Raw genomic sequence first — 17,575 nt, forward strand, 5'->3', positions numbered from 1 at the left:
CAGAGGTGAACGTTGTTATACCCTGTTTACATGGGCACTTCAATTATTAATACGTGCGATTGCGCGGTGGTTTCAATGGTTACAGAACTTGTATCATAAACACCCAAAGCGTCTCTTTTGTTTAATGTTGCACCATCTATAATAACCGAGCCCTCCAGCAAAAAAATATAAACACCGTTACCTGGAGTATTTATTAAGTATTGAAATTTTTGACCTGCGTCAAACTCACCTATACTAAAAGTAGCATCCTGGTTAATCCATAACGCATGGCCATTTTTATCTGGTGATATAATTGTAGTAAGCTCATTAAGCTTTTGCACATCTGTAAAGCTTTGTTGGTCATAACGTGGCGTAACATCTTTTTCGTTAGGGAAAACCCATATCTGCAAACTGCTGGTATCCACATCATGCAACGGGTTAAATTCGGAGTGCATAATTCCCCTGCCGGAAGACATCACCTGTACCTCACCTTTTTGAATTATCCCATCATTGCCCATGCTGTCTTTATGCTTAAGAGCCCCATTCAGCACAATGGTCACAATTTCCATATTATCATGCGGGTGCATGCCGAAACCCATACCTTTTCCAATGATATCATCATTGAGTACCCGTAAAGCACCAAAGTGGACCTTGTCCGGGTCGTAATATGATCCGAAACTAAAGGAAAAGTTAGCTTTCAACCATCCTAAATCATTATGACCGCGTTTATTTGCGGCGTGGAATACCTTTTTCATAACGCTAAATTAATATATGTTTAAACATGCAATTATTATTCCACAAATTAATTATGCGTATTTTTGCCAACCTTTATAATCAAATGGCATACAAGGCAATCATAGCTGGGGCAAGCGGACTAATTGGCAGTAAGTTAGTACAGCTTTTGCTTAATAATCAAGAGTATAATGAAGTTGTAATTTTGGTACGCAATTTATTGCCAATTACGCACCCTAAGCTACTACAGGTTGTTACAAGGTTTGAAGAACTTGATAACTATGCCAACATCATCGAAGGTCACGCTTTGTTTTGTTGCCTTGGCACAACTAAAGCAAAAACGCCTGATAAGAACATTTATAGAATGATCGATCACGATTATCCTGTTAAGCTGGCACAACTGGCAGCGCAAAATGGCGTTAACCAATATCACCTGGTTTCAGCAATCGGCGCAAACGCAGGGTCATCCCAGTTTTATTTACGCACCAAAGGCGAAACAGAGTTGGATGTGATTAAATCAGGTATGCGGCGTATTGATATTTACCAACCGTCATTTTTAACCGGAAGGGAAAACGAGACTCGTTTAGGTGAAATTATTGCAGGGCCTGTTTTTTCAGTACTTGATCCGTTATTACTGGGAGGTTTGAAAAAGTATCGCAGTATACCTGCTTTTACCGTAGCAAAGGCTATGGTTAATCAATCATTGAAATTACATGAAGGAGTTTTCACCTACCCTTCAGATAAAATAAAATTATTAGCGTGAGTACTTACATATCAGCGGAAAATCTGGGTCATTCTTTTCATGACCACTGGCTTTTTAAAAATTTAACAATAGGTATTAACCGGGGACGCCGAGTAGCCCTCGTAGGTATTAATGGCGCCGGTAAATCAACCTTGCTTAAATTATTGTCCGGGCTGTTTTCGCCAACCGAGGGAAAAGTTGTAAGAAGTAGGGACCTAAGGGTGGGCTACCTTGATCAAGATCCTGGTTTTAAAAATTCACTTACTATAAGTGATTACATTTTCCATGAAGATAACATACAGCAACAACTAATTAAAAAATACGAAGAGTTGTTGGAGAACGATGCGGATAACGCTAAAGCGCTGGAAAAAGTGATGGAGGAATTAAGCGAGGTAGACGCGTGGGAATATGAGTATAAAATAAAGACCATATTAGGGCGTTTAGATATACATCATCTTAATCAGGACATTTCCTCTTTATCCGGGGGACAAAAAAAACGTCTGGCGCTTGCGCGGCTGCTTATTGAAGATCCGGATATTTACATTTTGGATGAGCCTACTAATCATCTGGATATAGACACTATTGAATGGCTTGAGAAATCACTTACCGAGGGTAATAAAACCATATTAATGGTCACTCACGACCGTTATTTCCTCGATAATGTATGTAATGAAATTATTGAGATTGATAGAGGTAAGATATTTACATATAACGGCAATTACGGCTATTACTTAGAGAAAAAAGCTGAACGCGAAGCAACTGACGAAACCCAGTTTCATAAAAACACTCAGTTACTGAAAAAGGAACTGGAATGGATGCGAAGGCAACCCCAAGCAAGGGGAACCAAATCGCAATCGCGCATCAACTCCTTTTATGAACTGGAAGAGAAAACTAAAAATGCAGGTCCTAAAGAAAAGGTAGAACTAAGTATTAAAACGGCCAGGCAGGGTAATAAAATAATGGAACTGCATCATGTTGCTAAGTCTTTTAAAGGCATCAACTTAATAAACGATTTCAGTTACACATTTAAAAAGGGCGACAGGATTGGTTTAGCAGGTAAGAACGGCAGCGGTAAGTCTACGCTGCTGAACCTTATAACCGGCAATCTTCAAGCAGACTCCGGGCAGGTAGACAAAGGTGAAACTACTGTTATGGGCTACTTTCATCAATCCGGTATAACTTTTAAAGAAGATGAACGCGTGATTGATATAGTTAAAAACGTGGCCGAGTATATTACAATGGCTGATGGAAAAATGATATCAGCATCGCAATTGTTAACATTATTTCTATTTCCACCTAAAAAGCAACACGGCTTTGTGGCTAATTTAAGCGGAGGCGAAAAAAAGAGACTGCAGTTAATGCGTATTTTAATGAAAAATCCGAATTTTCTGATACTTGATGAGCCTACTAATGATTTAGATATAGATACCTTAAATGTGCTGGAAGATTTTCTGACAGGATACAATGGCATATTAATGATTGTGTCGCACGACAGATATTTGCTTGATAAAATGGCCGATCAGCTTTTTATTATGGAAGGAAAGGGCAGCGTAAGGATATTTAACGGTAACTATTCGTCATATAGAATAGAGCAAGAAGAAGCAAAACAGGCTGCCAAGCAAAAACCGGCGCCTGCTATAGCATTATCGGAGAAGGTTCAAAAAAACAAATTAAGTTTTAAAGAGCAGAAAGAGCTCGACGAGCTTGAAGCCAACATATCATTTATAGAAGATCAACTTAAGCGAGCCAATGCCGAGTTAAATACTTCAGATATAAGTGCTGAGCATCTAAACGACGTTATATCCAGTATAACCAAGCTCAACCAGGACTTAGACGAGAAGAGCCTAAGGTGGCTTGAATTAAGTGAATTAAAGAACACATGATGTTCCACGTGGAACACTAATACATTGTTCCACGTGGAACATGGAGGAATTATGTTTAAAAAGTATAATGTTATAGTGGTAGGGGCTGGCCACGCCGGTTGTGAAGCAGCAGCCGCAGCAGCAAACATGGGGTCGTCTGTGCTTCTAATTACCATGAATATGGGCACAATTGCGCAAATGAGCTGCAATCCAGCGATGGGTGGGGTGGCTAAAGGGCAAATAGTTCGCGAGATAGACGCCATGGGTGGTTATTCTGGGATTATTACAGATAAAACCTCTATTCAATTCAGAATGTTGAACCAGTCAAAAGGACCCGCCATGTGGAGCCCAAGGGCGCAGAGTGATAGGATGAAGTTTGCTGAAGAATGGCGTTCGGCGCTCGAAAAAACTACTAATGTCGATTTTTGGCAGGACATGGTAAGCTCGCTCATAGTAAAAAACAATACTGTATGCGGCGTGCGTACGTCCATTGGTGTTGAAATTGAGGCAGAATCGGTCGTATTAACTAACGGTACATTTTTAAATGGCGTAATACATATCGGAGAAAAACGCTTCGGTGGGGGCCGCACAGGGGAAAAAGCAGCGACTGGATTAACTGAGCAATTAACCGAGCTAGGATTCGAAGCTGGCAGGATGAAGACGGGCACACCACCGCGGATCGACGGCAGAAGTCTTAACTATGCCCTTATGGAAGAGCAATGGGGCGACGAGGAGCGCGGCCGCTTTTCATACACTGATGTGGAACAAATACAGGAACAACGCTGCTGCTGGATAACCTATACCAATACAGACGTTCATGAAACACTAAAGGAGGGTTTTGAACGCTCACCAATGTTTACCGGACGGATCAAAGGTCTTGGCCCGCGTTACTGTCCCTCAATAGAAGATAAAATTAACAGGTTTGCAGAGCGGGAGCGGCACCAGATATTTGTAGAACCGGAAGGGTTGAATACTGTTGAAATATATGTGAACGGCTTCTCAACCTCCTTACCAGAAGATGTGCAATATAAGGCACTCGTTAAAATTCCGGGTTTTGAGAATGCAAAAATGTTCAGGCCTGGTTATGCTATTGAATACGATTACTTCCCCCCTACCCAGCTTGCGCTCACTTTAGAGACCAAGCTAATTAGCAACTTATTTTTTGCAGGGCAGATAAATGGTACTACCGGTTACGAGGAAGCGGCGTCGCAAGGATTTATTGCAGGAATTAACGCGCATCAAAAAGTGCATGACAAACATGAGTTAATCATGAAAAGGTCTGAATCATATATCGGCGTCCTTATCGATGACCTAGTGACAAAGGGAACTGAAGAACCCTATCGCATGTTTACGTCACGGGCCGAGCATCGCTTATTGCTGCGGCAGGATAACGCCGACATCCGCTTAAGCCCTATTGGATACGAACTAGGGTTAATAAGCGACGAACGATTGGCAAAAGTTAACGAAAAGGTTAAAAATTCAGATGCGATTGTGGCGTACACCAAATCGCATGCTATAGAGCCAGCGAACGTGAACACACTGCTCGAAGAATTAGAAACCAGCGCAATAAATCAAAATGCTAAGTTGTTCAATTTATTAAGTCGTCCGCAAGTATCATTTAATGATTTACGGAAAGCGGACATTGCGTTAAACGAACTCTTATCATGCTTTGATAAAGAAACTGTTGAGCAAGCTGAAATAAAAATTAAATATGAGAGTTATTTTGAAAAAGAATTGGAGATAGTTGAGAAGATGAAAAAGATGGAAGACCGTGCTATTAATCCGGACTTTAATTATCATCAGCTTGTTTCAGTATCAAAAGAAGCCAGGGAGAAATTGATGAAAATAAAACCGAGAACGCTAGGTCAGGCATCGCGCATTTCGGGAGTGTCGCCTTCAGATATTTCGGTATTAATGGTACATTTGACAAGATAGCCGTATAACTTATTGAAAATCAGACATTTTTAATATTTTACACTAGCGGCCATATTTTAGTTTTTTAATAATATCTTTCATCAAAAATAAAAAATCGCTTATACGCCTTAAAAATGGTCTTAAAACGCAAACCGTCATTTTTTAGAGAAAATTGGATATATCTTATTGGTTTTTTTGTGCTTTATGGTTGCGCAAACATGCAAAGACCAGAGGGCGGGCCCAGAGACCTCACTCCTCCCAAACTTTTAAAGGCTACCCCCCCAAACATGACAAGAAATTTCAATGCAAAAGAAATTGACATGGAATTTGACGAGTTTTATAAACTGACCAATCAGTACCAGGAAATAAGCATAAGCCCCGCTCAAGAAAAATTACCCGAGTATAAAGTAAGAAAGAAAAACCTGATCATTGAGTTTAAAGATTCGCTTCAAAAAAACACTACGTATGTAATAAACTTTGGTAAAGCGATTGTAGACGTCAACGAAGCTAACGCTATGAAAAATTTTACGTATGTTTTTTCAACAGGTCCGCATATCGACTCTTTGAGCATTACCGGGTCTGTAACCAATACACAGACACAGGAAAAGGAAAAAGATGCTACCGTGATGTTATTTCCGCTGAGCAAAGACTCCTTGTTTTATTCCAGGAAAAAGCCATCCATATTTGCAACAACTGACTCATCCGGGAATTTTAGCCTCAATAACCTGGCTGAGGGTAAATACACCATATACGGCTTAAAGGAAACCAGTCCTAACAAAATATATGATAATGAGGCAGAACTGGTAGCCTTTATAAAAGATACGATCAACTTAACAACCGATACATCTAACATTCAGCTAAAACTATTTGTGCAGGAACCGGAAAAGTTCAGGTTTATAGAAAGAAGATTTGATACCGACGGAAAAATACTCCTATCCTTTAATAAAAAGCTTTTTAACCCGGCTGTTAAAATATTGTCGCCAGCGGAGCTGGATAATCAAAGGATAGTAGAATTTAGCAACAAAAACGATTCTGCCTTGATCTATATGCGTAATATGGACTTTGATTCTATACGTGTGGCATTATCCGACAATAATAAGCCAATTGATACGGTTGTGCTTAGAAAAAACAGAAAAGAATCCTTTTCCAAATCCGTCAATATATCCTTTAATTTAACTACCGACAAGTTAAAGCCGGGTACAGATCTGCAGATTATATCAAATTTACCGGTAGAAAGCTTTAACACTGGTTTTATCACGTTAAAAGAAGACTCGGCCATTGTGCGTAACTTTACGATAGTTAAAGATACCTTAGCAAGGAGGCTTCTTTTAAAGTACCGATGGAAACAAAACGTGGGCTACACGCTTGAGTTTGGTGACGGGGCGATAACTAACATTTTTGGAAACAAAAATGAAAAGGGTTTGAAAACCTTCACTATTGATAAACCCGAAAACTATAGTATCTTAACTTTAAAAATGACTGTGCCTGAGCCCGGCAAGTCGTATATAGTTGAACTATCCCGAGACGAAAAAAACGTTTTACGCACGGATGTTATCACTAAAAACACGTCGGTAGTGTACAATAATTACCCTTCGGGAAAATATACTGTGCGGGTTATATACGACAATAACAAAAACGGCAGATGGGATAGCGGTAATGTGCGCCAAAAAGTAATGCCGGAGAATATTTGGGTTTACGAAAAAGAGATAACATTACGGCCTAACTGGGATGCTGAAGACGCGGTTACCATACCGAAAGAACCTATTAATCCTTAAACCACCCTGAATACATAATATAATTTTCAGGCAGGCGTTTCAGCATCAAGCGCTGCTCATCTGTTATCGGTTTAATTTTTTTAGCCGGCGTGCCGGCATATAGATAACCGCTTTCGCAAACCGTATTTTCAAGTACTACGGCTCCCGCAGCTACGATAACGAATTCTTCAACGATAGCGTGATCCATCACGATTGCGCCCATGCCTATTAACACATGGTTTTGCACTGTACAGCCATGTACGATAGCGTTGTGCCCTATAGATACATTGCTGCCAATGTTGGTTGCCGCCTTTAAGTAAGTAGCGTGTATCACCGCGCCATCCTGTATGTTGGTATTGTCGCCTATCTTAATATAATGCACATCTCCCCTAACCACAGCATTAAACCATACCGAGCAATTATCGCCCATTACCACATCGCCAACAATAGTGGCATTATCGGCAATATAACATCCTTCACCCCAAGTTGGCAATTTATCCTTTACAGGTAATATAAGCGGCATAATTAATATTGTAGTGCGAAATTTAACGGAAAACTATAACTAAATCTGGCGGGCAAACCATTTTTAGTTCCTGGTACAAATGCAGGCATTAGTGAAACTAATCTAAGCGCTTCTTTATCAATACGCCCTGATACTCCTTTGGTTATTATAACTGATGACAGGCTTCCGTCTTTTTCTACGACAACTTCAATATAAACCTTTCCTTGAATATCGTGCTCTGTCATATCTAGATATTTTAAATTTTTTTCTAAAAACCTGTTCATTTCTGAGAAACCACCCGGAAATTGTGGACCCACTAACAAATCTCTTTTAAACGCAGTATCGGCCTGACTAATTATTGAATCCTGCTGGGCGTGTACGCCTTGTGCAAACAGTAATAAAAACATAATGGATAATGTCTGCAAGCACTGCTTCATTTTCATATCTAAAATTAAATATATTTTATACTTTAGCAGCACATAAGCGAAAATAGCTCAGCTGGTAGAGCATCAGTTTCCCAAACTGAAGGTCGCGGGTTCGAACCCCGTTTTTCGCTCTGGCACCCTTCTTGGTGAACGCTAAAATACCGTATCCTCCAACGATTCTGCATGTTCTGGATAATCTGTATTATAGTGCAACCCGCGGCTTTCCTTGCGCATCATGGCCGACTTTACTACAATGTACGACACCTGGATCAGGTTACGCAATTCGCAAAGCTTCACCGATAATTTAGTTCTTTTATAAAATTCCTCTGTTTCTTCGTACAGCAAACCTAACCGGCGCATGGCACGCTCTAATCTGAAATCAGACCTTACAATGCCAACATAATCATTCATCAACTTTTGCATTTCACGAATGTTGTGTGTAACCAATATATCCTCATTAGATAATTGTACACCTTTCTCATTCCAATCAGGGATACCAGATGGAATCTCAGCATCTTCAAAAACCGTTTTGGCGTCCTCATATATTCTGTGGGCGAATACCAAAGCTTCAAGTAATGAATTGGATGCTAGCCTATTAGCACCGTGTAGCCCAGTTGATGCGCATTCGCCACACGCATATAAACGCGCAATAGACGACTTTCCTGCATGATCAACCAGCACTCCGCCACACATATAATGACTTGCGGGTGCTACCGGTATCATATCCTTACTCATGTCCAAACCCATTTCTAAACACTTGGCATATATGTTAGGGAAATGCTGCAATATATCTTTGCGGCTACGATGTGTAATATCCAGGTATACAAAATCTTCACCCGATTTTTTTATTTCGGCGTCAATTGCCCTGGCAACTATATCACGCGGGGCAAGTGATTTACGCTCGTCATATTCATGCATAAACTCTTCGCCATTTATCCGGCGTAATACGCCGCCAAAGCCCCGTACCGCCTCGGATATTAAAAATGACGGATACTCTCCCGGATTATATAACGCCGTTGGATGGAACTGGATGAACTCCATATTGCGCACTTTACCCTTTGCGCGATATACCATGGCCACCCCATCACCGGTAGCTATAGTAGGGTTAGTAGTTACTGAGTAAATGTGACCGGCGCCTCCTGAGGCCATTACCGTAACTTTTGATAATATCTTTTCTACAGACCTTGTTTGTGTATTAAAAGCATATATACCGTAACAGGTTATATCCTTTGATGATTTATCCACAAATTCACCTAAGTGATGCTGGGTCATCAAATCAACCGCAAAGTAGTGTGTAAGAATCTCGATATTGGGGTTACTATGTATTTGTTCAAGTAACGCACGCTCCATCTCAAAGCCGGTAATATCCTTATAATGTAATACCCGGTATTCAGAATGACCACCCTCTTTAGCCAGGTCATATATACCTTCGTTGGTTTTATCGAAGTTGGTTCCGTAATCAATAATTTCCCGTATTCTCTCCGGCCCTTCTTTTACCACAGCTTCTACTACCGTGGGGTCGCATAGCCCGTCGCCCGCTATTAACGTATCCTGGATGTGTTTTTCAAAGGAATCTTCTTTTTTATCCACAACCACCGCTACCCCTCCCTGGGCATACTTAGTGTTTGATTCATCTTCATTTGCTTTTGTAACTATCAGAACATTACCATGCTTGGCAGCCTTTAGTGCAAAACTTAACCCGGCTATGCCCGATCCGATAATCAGGAAATCAACAGTACGCGCCATATATCTAATATAAGTTGTGTAAAAGTAAGTGTTGTGTTAACAAGGCGTATAAAACTTGTTAATTTTATGTAAGTAAAAAAAGAATAAAAGATAAAGACGTTGGTAACCCCTATTTTCGCGCTGTATACCGTAAATTTTTACGTTACTTATAAGCTTTATAACCACGGAAATTAACAATTATGCTATCAATAAATTATTAACAAAAAATGTTTTAAAGTAAAAGTTGTTTATCACATCAATCTAATATTCAATAAAATAAAAAATATAAAACGGTTTAAAACTGTTAGTAAAATATTAGAAACAACTTTTTACGTACTTTGTATCACTACTTTTAAACATAACTAACACCCTAATAACAATAGTTTTATTTTAATATAAAAAGATATTGTTATTACTTGAATTGTTGAAATGGATACCTTAGAGGAATTAAATGTAAAAGGTTTTGTAGACGAGGAGATAGATCCATCGCTTGACCTTTTTGAAGAAATTGAGAAGTTAAAAAAACAAAAGAATGCAGTTATACTTGCGCATTATTACCAGGACGGGGATATACAGGACATTGCAGATTATATTGGAGACAGCCTTGGCCTATCGCAGCAGGCAGCTAAAACCGATGCCGATATTATCGTGTTCGCCGGGGTGCACTTTATGGCAGAAACAGCCAAAATATTATCGCCCGGAAAAAAGGTATTACTACCCGATATAAAGGCAGGTTGTTCCTTAGCAGACAGTTGTCCGCCACATCTTTTTAAAAAATTTAAGGAGAAGTATCCTGATCACCTGGTTATTACTTATGTAAACTGTACTGCCGAGTTAAAAGCGTTAAGCGATATAGTTTGTACATCAAGTAATGCGGTACAGATTGTTGAAAGCCTGCCTGCTGATCAGAAGATAATATTTGGGCCTGACAAAAATTTGGGTGCCTGGGTAGCTAAAAAAACAGGCCGTGATTTAGTGTTGTGGAATGGTGCCTGTATGGTGCACGAAATATTTTCGAGAGAGAAAATTACCCGCTTAAAAGAACGTCATCCGGGTGCAAAGCTACTGGCGCATCCTGAATGTGAAGACGTTATTTTGGAAATGGCCGATTATATAGGCTCAACAACGGGGATATTAAAATATGCTACAAATAATCCTGATAAGGAATTTATAGTAGCTACTGAATCGGGCATTTTACACCAGATGCAAAAAGATAATCCCGATAAAGTATTTATTCCTGCGCCACCTAATAATGCCTGCGCTTGTAATGATTGCCCGCACATGAAAAGGAACACGCTGGAAAAGTTATACCTGTGTTTAAAAAATGAGGTGCCCGAAATATTTGTACCTGCAGATATCATTGAAAAGGCGGTAAAGCCAATAGAGAGAATGCTGGACATATCGGCAAGGTTAGGTTTGTAAGTAAATGAAATATTAAATGTTTGATAATAAAGAGCATACAAATATTGAGCAGCTGGGTGAGTTTGGTTTAATTAAACACCTTACTAAAAATATAAAGCTAGGGCAACCCAGTACAATAAAAGGTGTAGGTGACGATGCGGCGGTGTTGGATCATTCGGGGAAAAAGCTATTGGTGTCAACTGATATGCTATTGGAAGGAATACACTTTGATTTAGCGTACACTCCCCTGAAACATTTAGGCTACAAAGCCATACAGGTTAACCTGAGTGATATTTATGCAATGAATGGTATCGCTACACAGGTTACCGTTTCACTAGGCTTGTCAAGCAAATTTCCCCTGGAAGCCATAGAAGAATTATACGAAGGGATTTATATAGCGTGCGATAAGTATAATGTGGATATTGTAGGTGGTGACACGAGTGCCTCAAAGCAGGGCCTGGTTATAAGCGTAACGTCTATAGGATATGCTGAAGAGCATGACATAGTATACCGTAATACGGCGGAAGAAGACGATTTAGTATGCGTTTCGGGAGATTTAGGGGGCGCTTATATAGGCTTGCAGCTGTTGGAGCGAGAGAAGCAAGTGTACCTGGAAAACCCCAAAATACAACCTGATTTAGAAGGTAAGGATTATATCGTTGAGCGCCAGTTAAAGCCCGAAGCCCGTAAAGATATAGTGGAGCTGCTGAAAGATATAGGTGTAAAACCAACTGCTATGATAGATGTGTCTGACGGTTTAGCGTCAGAAATATTGCATATATGTAAGCAAAGTGATAAAGGCTGTAATATTTACGAAGAGAAAATACCGCTTGATCCGATGACCTTTGAAACCGCCCGGGAGTTTCATCTTGATCCAACAATATGCGCTTTAAGCGGAGGTGAGGATTACGAATTGCTTTTTACTGTTAAGCAGGCCGACTATGATAAAATAAAATTTAAAATGGATTTTACCATTATAGGGCACATAACAGATGCAGCCGCAGGTTGTAATTTAATAACCAAACAAGGCAATGTGCACCCTTTGAAAGCGCAGGGATGGAACGCGTTTACTAACCTTACATAACCAAAAATGAAAAAAGCTTTATCACTAATTACACTTCTTTTAGCTGTATTTAATTTATCTGCTCAAAAAAAGATAATTTTTAACATTAACTACCTCCCTAACAACAACTACGCCGTATCTACAAAAATGGATATGAATATGACCATGGATTTTAAAGGCGACACTGCCCAGATAAAAGCCATGAAAGGTTCTGGAGTGAAAATGCCTATGGTAATGATAATGAACTATGATATGCAAATAGGCGTAAAGGCAGGAAAAAAGGATGCAAAAAATGAGTACCCGGTAGTAATGACATATGATAAAATGGATATTACAGGTACCATGAATGGTGAGAAAATTCCTATACCCGCAACCCCGTTAAACGGAGCAAAGATTTATGCAAGGTATGATGCTTCCGGCGGCATAAAAATAGATTCGATGCCGGGCAAAATTCTTGACGAGCCAACGAAGCAGGCTGTAATAAACAGTATAACAGAGCTGCAGGGTCAGTTTAAATTTCCGGCGGAAGGCATAGCCGTTGGGCAAACTTTTAAGCAGGATGTGCCTATGAGCATGCCTGTAGCAGGTAAAAACATGGAAATGCTGATAAATACAGCATACAAACTAAATAATATAGTAAATGACATTGCTTATTTTGACGTTGACCAATCCCTGACTATGGAAGTGCCCATGAACAATGGCGCAAGTATGAAAATGAAGGGCGGCGGCAAAGGCAAAATGGAGTATTCTTTAAAAACCAGGTTTATAAATATTTATAGCAGCGATTTCAACTTTGGCTATACCATGGATGTAAATAAGGTTGTTATGGAAGGCAACGCGGATATGAAGTTTGTTTACACTGTAAATGTTAACTAATCTGCCTCCGCATCCCCGATATATTTTTGATCGAGCTGCTTGTTGGCTTTAGCACCCAATTTTTTAATCTTATCGGCGGTAACAGTCAAATTGCCATTACCCTCAGTAAGTTTGTTAATGGCATTATCATAAGCCGATTGGCTTTGTTTGATGTTCTTGCCAATGCTTTCCATATCATTTACAAAGCCAACAAATTTATCATACATGGATCCGCTCAAACGCGCTATCTCAAGTACGTTTCGGTTTTGCCGCTCCTGTTTCCACATACTAGCTATGGTACGCAGGGTTGCTAATAATGTTGACGGGCTTACAATAACCACACGCTTATCCCAGGCGTCGCTAAATAGCTCTGCATCAATTTGCACAGCGAAGCTGAAAGACGATTCTATAGGTATAAAAAGCAGTACAAAATCAGGTGAATTAATCTGGTACAGGTCATGATAATTTTTTGACGAAAGACCAGTTACGTGGCTTCGTATAGACTTAACGTGTTCAACAGAAAAAAGCTTGCGCTCTTCCTCGGTTTCGCAGTTAACCAATTTTTCGTAAGCAATAAGCGATACTTTCGAATCTATAATCAAATGTTTCTCGTCCGGCAGGTCTATTATCACATCGGGCTGTAAACGGCTTCCATCGGCCGCTATCATGCTGGCCTGTATCCGGTATTCGCTGTCGCGGGTTAGGCCCGATCGCTCAAGTACCCGCTCAAGTATCACCTCGCCCCAGTTACCCTGCTTTTTATTGTCGCCTTTAAGCGCTTTGGTAAGGTTTTGCGCTTCGCTGCTTATTTGCCGGTTCAGTTCCATTAACTGCGTAATAACGCCTTTAAGTTCATTACGCCCGGCGGCTTCCATATTGTAAACCTTATCAACTTTTTCCTCAAAGTTTTTAATATTTTCTTTCAGCGGATTCAACAGCACATCCAGGTTAGCGCGGTTAGTTTCTACAAATTTTTGCGACTTTTCTTCCAGGAGTTTATTAGCTACGTTTTGGAACTCTAACTGGAATTTTTGTTGTATTTCCTGGATGGTTTTTTCTTGCTCCATCAACCGTTCGCGCTGTGCTTTGAATGACTCTTCGGCTTTAGCCATGCGGTTTTTTTCGGTTAGCAAGTCTTGATTTAAAGCAGTACGCTCCGCATCATAACGCAGACGCTCTTCCTGCAGCAGCCGGTCGGCTTTATCGCGCTCTGCGCCCAGGCCCAAAGCCCTCTCTTCCGCCTTGGCTATATTTATTTTAAGATTGTCATTTTCCTTTTTAAGCTGATTTAGCTCATCAAGGTTAATACCGCCAGCTGCACCCGGACGTTTAATATAAATAAAAACGGCTACTAAAAGAATGATAATAGAAGCGACAATTAAAATAACAGGAACCATTTTGATAAAAATATTAGCAAAACTAAGTAATATATTTATAATGGCAATATAAACCTCCGCTTAAATACGTTACCAGGATGGGTAACGAAACAGTGTATAATATCCCTTGCTTAATTTCTTACCGGCTGCAGTAGTGCAACTCTAACTGGTTATCTATCTTTCTCAACCCTTAAGCCGGCGTTTATTACACCCGGCAAAGGATTATCGCGCATGTTTTGCTCAATCTCAAAATGATAAAGGCCCTTGGCCGGAAACTTATATTTTGTGCGTAAAGCGAAGCGATAGCTGTACAAGTTACCAGAGCCCGAGCCAAGCCACTCGCCGTCCGGATTGGCCAGTTTAAACTCATACCTGGTTTTGGATTTATCATCATGTTTTAAAATGATAAATATGTTTGAATATTTATAATCGCCGGTTACACGGAGATTAAAGTACAGGTTATAAGCCGAGGCTTCGTCCTCTATCTTCACATCATACTTCAGCTTATTAGTGTATGACCAAGTTTGGTTAGGTATCTCCGCATTGTTATCTATAACCCGGTTTGGATCGGTACAACCGGACACAAAAAGGGCAACAATTAACAACAACAATAATAACGCTCTCATTTACTACACTTAGTTATCAGTAGGCGGCTTCGGACTGTTATTTTGATTGTTAGGATTATTTGGCCGTGGCCTGTTCCGGTTATTGCGGTTGCGGTCATTACGGGTGCCGTCCTGCTTTCCTCCCCCATCCGGCCTGTTGCCCTGCGGACGACTACCGGGTGGCTTGCTGCCTGCCGGATTCCGCAGTTCTTCGCGGGCTATAGATGGCTTTGATTGCGCCGTTTGCTGCGGTGGCGAAGGTTGTTTGTTATTTGGTTGCTGCCTGTTATCGCCGCCTGCATTTTGCTGGCCGCCACGGCTGTTTTTATTCCTGCTTTTGTTTTTCTTTTTGTTGCGGTTGCGTTCGTCCAAACGGGTCAGGCTATCCTGGCCTACCACATTTTCATAATCAAGTGCTCTTGCCGGTTGTGTAACTTCCTCTGCTACTTCTACAAGTTCTGCCGGAAAAACACCTTCGCTGTTAAACCTTTGTATTTCCTTAACCCTTGATATTTTAACCGGCACCCAATTCTCTTCGCCTGGGTAGCTAAACCACATCAGTTTTTTAAAGATGTCTGTTTTTTGCAGGCGGGCATCGCCTTTTTCGGTACGTAGTACGTTAACGTTATCAGGAATGTGCTTTAGCGCATCCATGTAGGTGTCGAGCTCATAGTTAAGGCAGCACTTTAGCTTGCCGCATTGGCCGGCTAATTTTAATGTATTGAGTGAAAGGTTTTGATAGCGTGCCGCGGCTGTGGAAACCGTTTTAAAGTCGGTTAGCCAGGTTGAACAGCATAACTCACGCCCGCATGACCCTATGCCACCCAGGCGGCTGGCCTCCTGGCGCATACCTATCTGGCGCATTTCAATACGTATCCTGAAAGCCTCAGCCATACGCTTTATCAGTTCCCTAAAATCTACCCGCCCTTCTGCCGTGTAATAAAAGGTAGCTTTTGTTTTATCGCCCTGGTAATCTACATCACTTATCTTCATTGATAAATTAAGTTCCAAAGCAAGTTTGCGGGTTTTGTGCATGGTTTCCCACTCCAAATCCTTTGCAGCTTTCCATTTATCTACATCAGCTGCAGTAGCTTTGCGATATATTTTTTTAACAACATCCGCCTCTTTTACATGGCGCTTGGTCATTTGCATACGCACCAGTTCGCCGGTAAGCGATACGTGCCCGATATCAAACCCACCAGTGGTAGTCTCAACAGCTACCAGTTCACCGGCTTCCAGGTAAATATTATCAACGTTTTTGTAAAACTCCTTACGCGATCCCTTGAACTTAATTTCTACAATCGAAAAAGGCTTATAATTTGCCGGCATGTCCATGTGCGACAGCCAGTCGTAAACATCTAATTTGCTGCAACCGTTAGTAAGGCAAGCGCCATTACTTTTACAGCCAGCGGGGGTACAACCTCCCGTTGAGCAACTTCCGCATCCCATAATTAATTTGGTATATAGTGTGTCCCCGCAGGGATCGTTTTAAAAAATATAAACTTTATAATTTGTAAAGATACATCTAAAAATAAAATTTTAGGGTTTGCATTTCTTTCTACGTGATAATGAGCTTTCTCTAACTCATTGATAACGGCCTGAGCCGCGTTAATATCCATCACCTGCCTGCCTTTTTCATTAACAAGTACCATTTTACGGGCAGTTTCAAGTTCCTGCGCCGGTAAATGCACTAAATCATCCGCTCCGGCAAGCAGCAGGCAACACTCACGCACGAAGCTGATGCCATAGCGTAAAAAATTCTTTTGGTTTTCGCGTCCTATTTTTGCTAGGCGGTCTACAAAACTTACTACTTCTATCCCTTTGTTGCCGTAGCATATGCGCAGCCATTGCACAAATAGGTTATGATAACCTTTTGCATCATGCTGCAACATGGCCAGCGCTTCGGCCATATTGCCATTACTTAAATAAGCTACCTCTGCAGCCGTGTTTTTTGGCTGATTTTGTTCATCTACCAGATATTGCTCTATATCGGCGTAAGATAAAGCCGGTATTTTTATTAACTGGGTACGCGAGAGAATGGTGTTCAATATCTGGTCTTGATTTTGAGCCACCAGTAAAAACAAGGTATTTGGCTGCGGTTCTTCAATAATTTTTAAAAGCGCGTTCCCTTCTTTATCAAGGTACTCAGGCAACCATAGTATCAACACCTTATATTGCGACTCAAAGGGCTTTAAACTTAGTTTTTTTATAATCTGGTGGCATTCGGCTATGTTTATATTGGCCTGTTTATTTTCAGCATCCAGGTAACCACGCCAGGCATCAAGGCTTAAATAAGGTTGATTAGTAAGCGCATCCCGCCATTGCTCAATAAAAGTAAGCGCGGTATCGTTTTTATCTTTTGCAAAAAACGGGTAAGAAAAGTGAAGATCGGGATGCATCAGTTTTTGATACTTGCGGCAGGCCGGGCACACCCCGCACGAGTCGTTAGGTTGCTTATCCTCACAGCATAGGTATTGTGCGTAAGCCACAGCCAAGGCCAGGCTGCCGGAACCCTCCGGACCTAAAAACAACTGGGCGTGGCTCACCCTATTCTCAACAACAGAATTTATTAAACGATGCTTTACAGCATGCTGCCCAACTATGTCCTTAAACTGCATTGGTGCAAGATAATGATTTTTT

General features: G+C 40.8%; 15 protein-coding genes and 1 tRNA gene. 8 read left to right on the plus strand and 8 right to left on the minus strand.

Annotated elements, in window-relative coordinates:
* Window positions 1-26: 26 nt before the first annotated feature.
* A complete protein-coding gene (locus DJ568_RS09490; protein ID WP_114005041.1) occupies window positions 27-734 on the minus strand; it encodes a pirin family protein in 708 nt (235 codons plus the stop codon).
* A gap of 83 nt (window positions 735-817) precedes the next feature.
* On the opposite strand from DJ568_RS09490, the gene DJ568_RS09495 reads away from it, so the two are divergent.
* From DJ568_RS09495 to DJ568_RS09510, 4 genes are all read left to right on the plus strand, one after another.
* Window positions 818-1,474 (plus strand): NAD(P)H-binding protein, encoded by a 657-nt coding sequence (locus tag DJ568_RS09495; RefSeq protein ID WP_114005378.1) that lies wholly within the window; start codon window positions 818-820, stop codon window positions 1,472-1,474.
* A complete protein-coding gene (locus DJ568_RS09500; protein WP_114005042.1) occupies window positions 1,471-3,336 on the plus strand; it encodes an ABC-F family ATP-binding cassette domain-containing protein in 1,866 nt (621 codons plus the stop codon). The genes DJ568_RS09495 and DJ568_RS09500 overlap by 4 nt, the downstream gene beginning before the upstream one ends.
* A 51-nt stretch (window positions 3,337-3,387) precedes the next feature.
* Complete coding sequence (gene mnmG, locus DJ568_RS09505; RefSeq protein WP_114005043.1) at window positions 3,388-5,250, plus strand: tRNA uridine-5-carboxymethylaminomethyl(34) synthesis enzyme MnmG; 1,863 nt, start codon at window positions 3,388-3,390, stop codon at window positions 5,248-5,250.
* A 197-nt stretch (window positions 5,251-5,447) separates the two neighbouring features.
* Window positions 5,448-7,004, plus strand: a complete 1,557-nt coding sequence (locus DJ568_RS09510; RefSeq protein WP_262510674.1) for an Ig-like domain-containing protein — start codon at window positions 5,448-5,450, stop codon at window positions 7,002-7,004.
* Here DJ568_RS09510 and DJ568_RS09515 read toward each other — a convergent pair.
* Window positions 6,994-7,506, minus strand: a complete 513-nt coding sequence (locus tag DJ568_RS09515; RefSeq protein WP_114005045.1) for a gamma carbonic anhydrase family protein — start codon at window positions 7,504-7,506, stop codon at window positions 6,994-6,996. The two genes, DJ568_RS09510 and DJ568_RS09515, sit on opposite strands and share 11 nt — an antisense overlap.
* Before the next feature lie 2 nt (window positions 7,507-7,508).
* The gene (locus DJ568_RS09520) at window positions 7,509-7,928 is read right to left on the minus strand and encodes an energy transducer TonB (RefSeq protein WP_114005046.1); all 420 of its coding nucleotides are present in this window, start codon (window positions 7,926-7,928) and stop codon (window positions 7,509-7,511) included.
* A gap of 40 nt (window positions 7,929-7,968) precedes the next feature.
* On the opposite strand from DJ568_RS09520, the gene DJ568_RS09525 reads away from it, so the two are divergent.
* A tRNA-Gly gene (locus tag DJ568_RS09525) sits at window positions 7,969-8,041 on the plus strand.
* A 22-nt stretch (window positions 8,042-8,063) separates the two neighbouring features.
* Here the strand turns inward: DJ568_RS09525 and nadB are convergent.
* A complete protein-coding gene (gene nadB, locus DJ568_RS09530) occupies window positions 8,064-9,656 on the minus strand; it encodes an L-aspartate oxidase (protein ID WP_114005047.1) in 1,593 nt (530 codons plus the stop codon).
* 408 nt (window positions 9,657-10,064) lie between these two features.
* Here nadB and nadA point away from each other — a divergent pair, with 408 nt between their 5' ends.
* From nadA to DJ568_RS09545, 3 genes are read left to right on the plus strand one after another with little or no spacing between them, the layout of a single operon-like run.
* A complete protein-coding gene (nadA, locus tag DJ568_RS09535) occupies window positions 10,065-11,057 on the plus strand; it encodes a quinolinate synthase NadA (protein ID WP_114005048.1) in 993 nt (330 codons plus the stop codon).
* A gap of 16 nt (window positions 11,058-11,073) precedes the next feature.
* Complete coding sequence (gene thiL, locus DJ568_RS09540) at window positions 11,074-12,120, plus strand: thiamine-phosphate kinase (RefSeq protein ID WP_114005049.1); 1,047 nt, start codon at window positions 11,074-11,076, stop codon at window positions 12,118-12,120.
* 6 nt (window positions 12,121-12,126) lie between these two features.
* A complete protein-coding gene (locus DJ568_RS09545) occupies window positions 12,127-12,975 on the plus strand; it encodes a hypothetical protein (protein ID WP_114005050.1) in 849 nt (282 codons plus the stop codon).
* On the opposite strand, the gene rmuC is transcribed toward DJ568_RS09545, so the two are convergent.
* The 4 genes from rmuC to DJ568_RS09565 form a co-directional block, all read right to left on the minus strand.
* Window positions 12,972-14,351 carry a DNA recombination protein RmuC gene (gene rmuC / locus DJ568_RS09550; protein ID WP_114005051.1) on the minus strand — a complete coding sequence of 460 codons (1,380 nt, stop codon included), beginning with the start codon at window positions 14,349-14,351 and terminating at the stop codon, window positions 12,972-12,974. The two genes, DJ568_RS09545 and rmuC, sit on opposite strands and share 4 nt — an antisense overlap.
* A gap of 149 nt (window positions 14,352-14,500) precedes the next feature.
* Window positions 14,501-14,956, minus strand: coding sequence for a gliding motility lipoprotein GldH (locus tag DJ568_RS09555; protein ID WP_114005052.1), 456 nt, complete (start codon window positions 14,954-14,956; stop codon window positions 14,501-14,503).
* A 9-nt stretch (window positions 14,957-14,965) separates the two neighbouring features.
* Window positions 14,966-16,384: a regulatory iron-sulfur-containing complex subunit RicT gene (gene ricT / locus DJ568_RS09560; RefSeq protein ID WP_114005053.1), complete on the minus strand. Its 1,419-nt coding sequence runs from the start codon at window positions 16,382-16,384 to the stop codon at window positions 14,966-14,968.
* Window positions 16,385-16,386: 2 nt separating this feature from the next.
* Window positions 16,387-17,553, minus strand: coding sequence for a DNA polymerase III subunit (locus tag DJ568_RS09565; RefSeq protein ID WP_114005054.1), 1,167 nt, complete (start codon window positions 17,551-17,553; stop codon window positions 16,387-16,389).
* Between the last annotated feature and the right edge of the window lie 22 nt (window positions 17,554-17,575).

The organism is Mucilaginibacter hurinus (genome assembly GCF_003324525.1).
In the GTDB taxonomy this organism is placed as follows: domain Bacteria; phylum Bacteroidota; class Bacteroidia; order Sphingobacteriales; family Sphingobacteriaceae; genus Mucilaginibacter; species Mucilaginibacter hurinus.

Bases quoted from the DNA above. Each gene is read 5' to 3' on its own strand.
- DJ568_RS09490 (WP_114005041.1), bottom strand. From the start codon at position 734: ATGAAAAAGGTATTCCACGCCGCAAATAAACGCGGTCATAATGATTTA.
- DJ568_RS09495 (WP_114005378.1), top strand. From the start codon at position 818: ATGGCATACAAGGCAATCATAGCTGGGGCAAGCGGACTAATTGGCAGT.
- mnmG (WP_114005043.1), top strand. From the start codon at position 3,388: ATGTTTAAAAAGTATAATGTTATAGTGGTAGGGGCTGGCCACGCCGGT.
- DJ568_RS09510 (WP_262510674.1), top strand. From the start codon at position 5,448: ATGCAAAGACCAGAGGGCGGGCCCAGAGACCTCACTCCTCCCAAACTT.
- DJ568_RS09515 (WP_114005045.1), bottom strand. From the start codon at position 7,506: ATGCCGCTTATATTACCTGTAAAGGATAAATTGCCAACTTGGGGTGAA.
- DJ568_RS09520 (WP_114005046.1), bottom strand. From the start codon at position 7,928: ATGAAAATGAAGCAGTGCTTGCAGACATTATCCATTATGTTTTTATTA.
- nadB (WP_114005047.1), bottom strand. From the start codon at position 9,656: ATGGCGCGTACTGTTGATTTCCTGATTATCGGATCGGGCATAGCCGGG.
- nadA (WP_114005048.1), top strand. From the start codon at position 10,065: ATGGATACCTTAGAGGAATTAAATGTAAAAGGTTTTGTAGACGAGGAG.
- thiL (WP_114005049.1), top strand. From the start codon at position 11,074: ATGTTTGATAATAAAGAGCATACAAATATTGAGCAGCTGGGTGAGTTT.
- DJ568_RS09545 (WP_114005050.1), top strand. From the start codon at position 12,127: ATGAAAAAAGCTTTATCACTAATTACACTTCTTTTAGCTGTATTTAAT.
- rmuC (WP_114005051.1), bottom strand. From the start codon at position 14,351: ATGGTTCCTGTTATTTTAATTGTCGCTTCTATTATCATTCTTTTAGTA.
- DJ568_RS09555 (WP_114005052.1), bottom strand. From the start codon at position 14,956: ATGAGAGCGTTATTATTGTTGTTGTTAATTGTTGCCCTTTTTGTGTCC.
- ricT (WP_114005053.1), bottom strand. From the start codon at position 16,384: ATGGGATGCGGAAGTTGCTCAACGGGAGGTTGTACCCCCGCTGGCTGT.
- DJ568_RS09565 (WP_114005054.1), bottom strand. From the start codon at position 17,553: ATGCAGTTTAAGGACATAGTTGGGCAGCATGCTGTAAAGCATCGTTTA.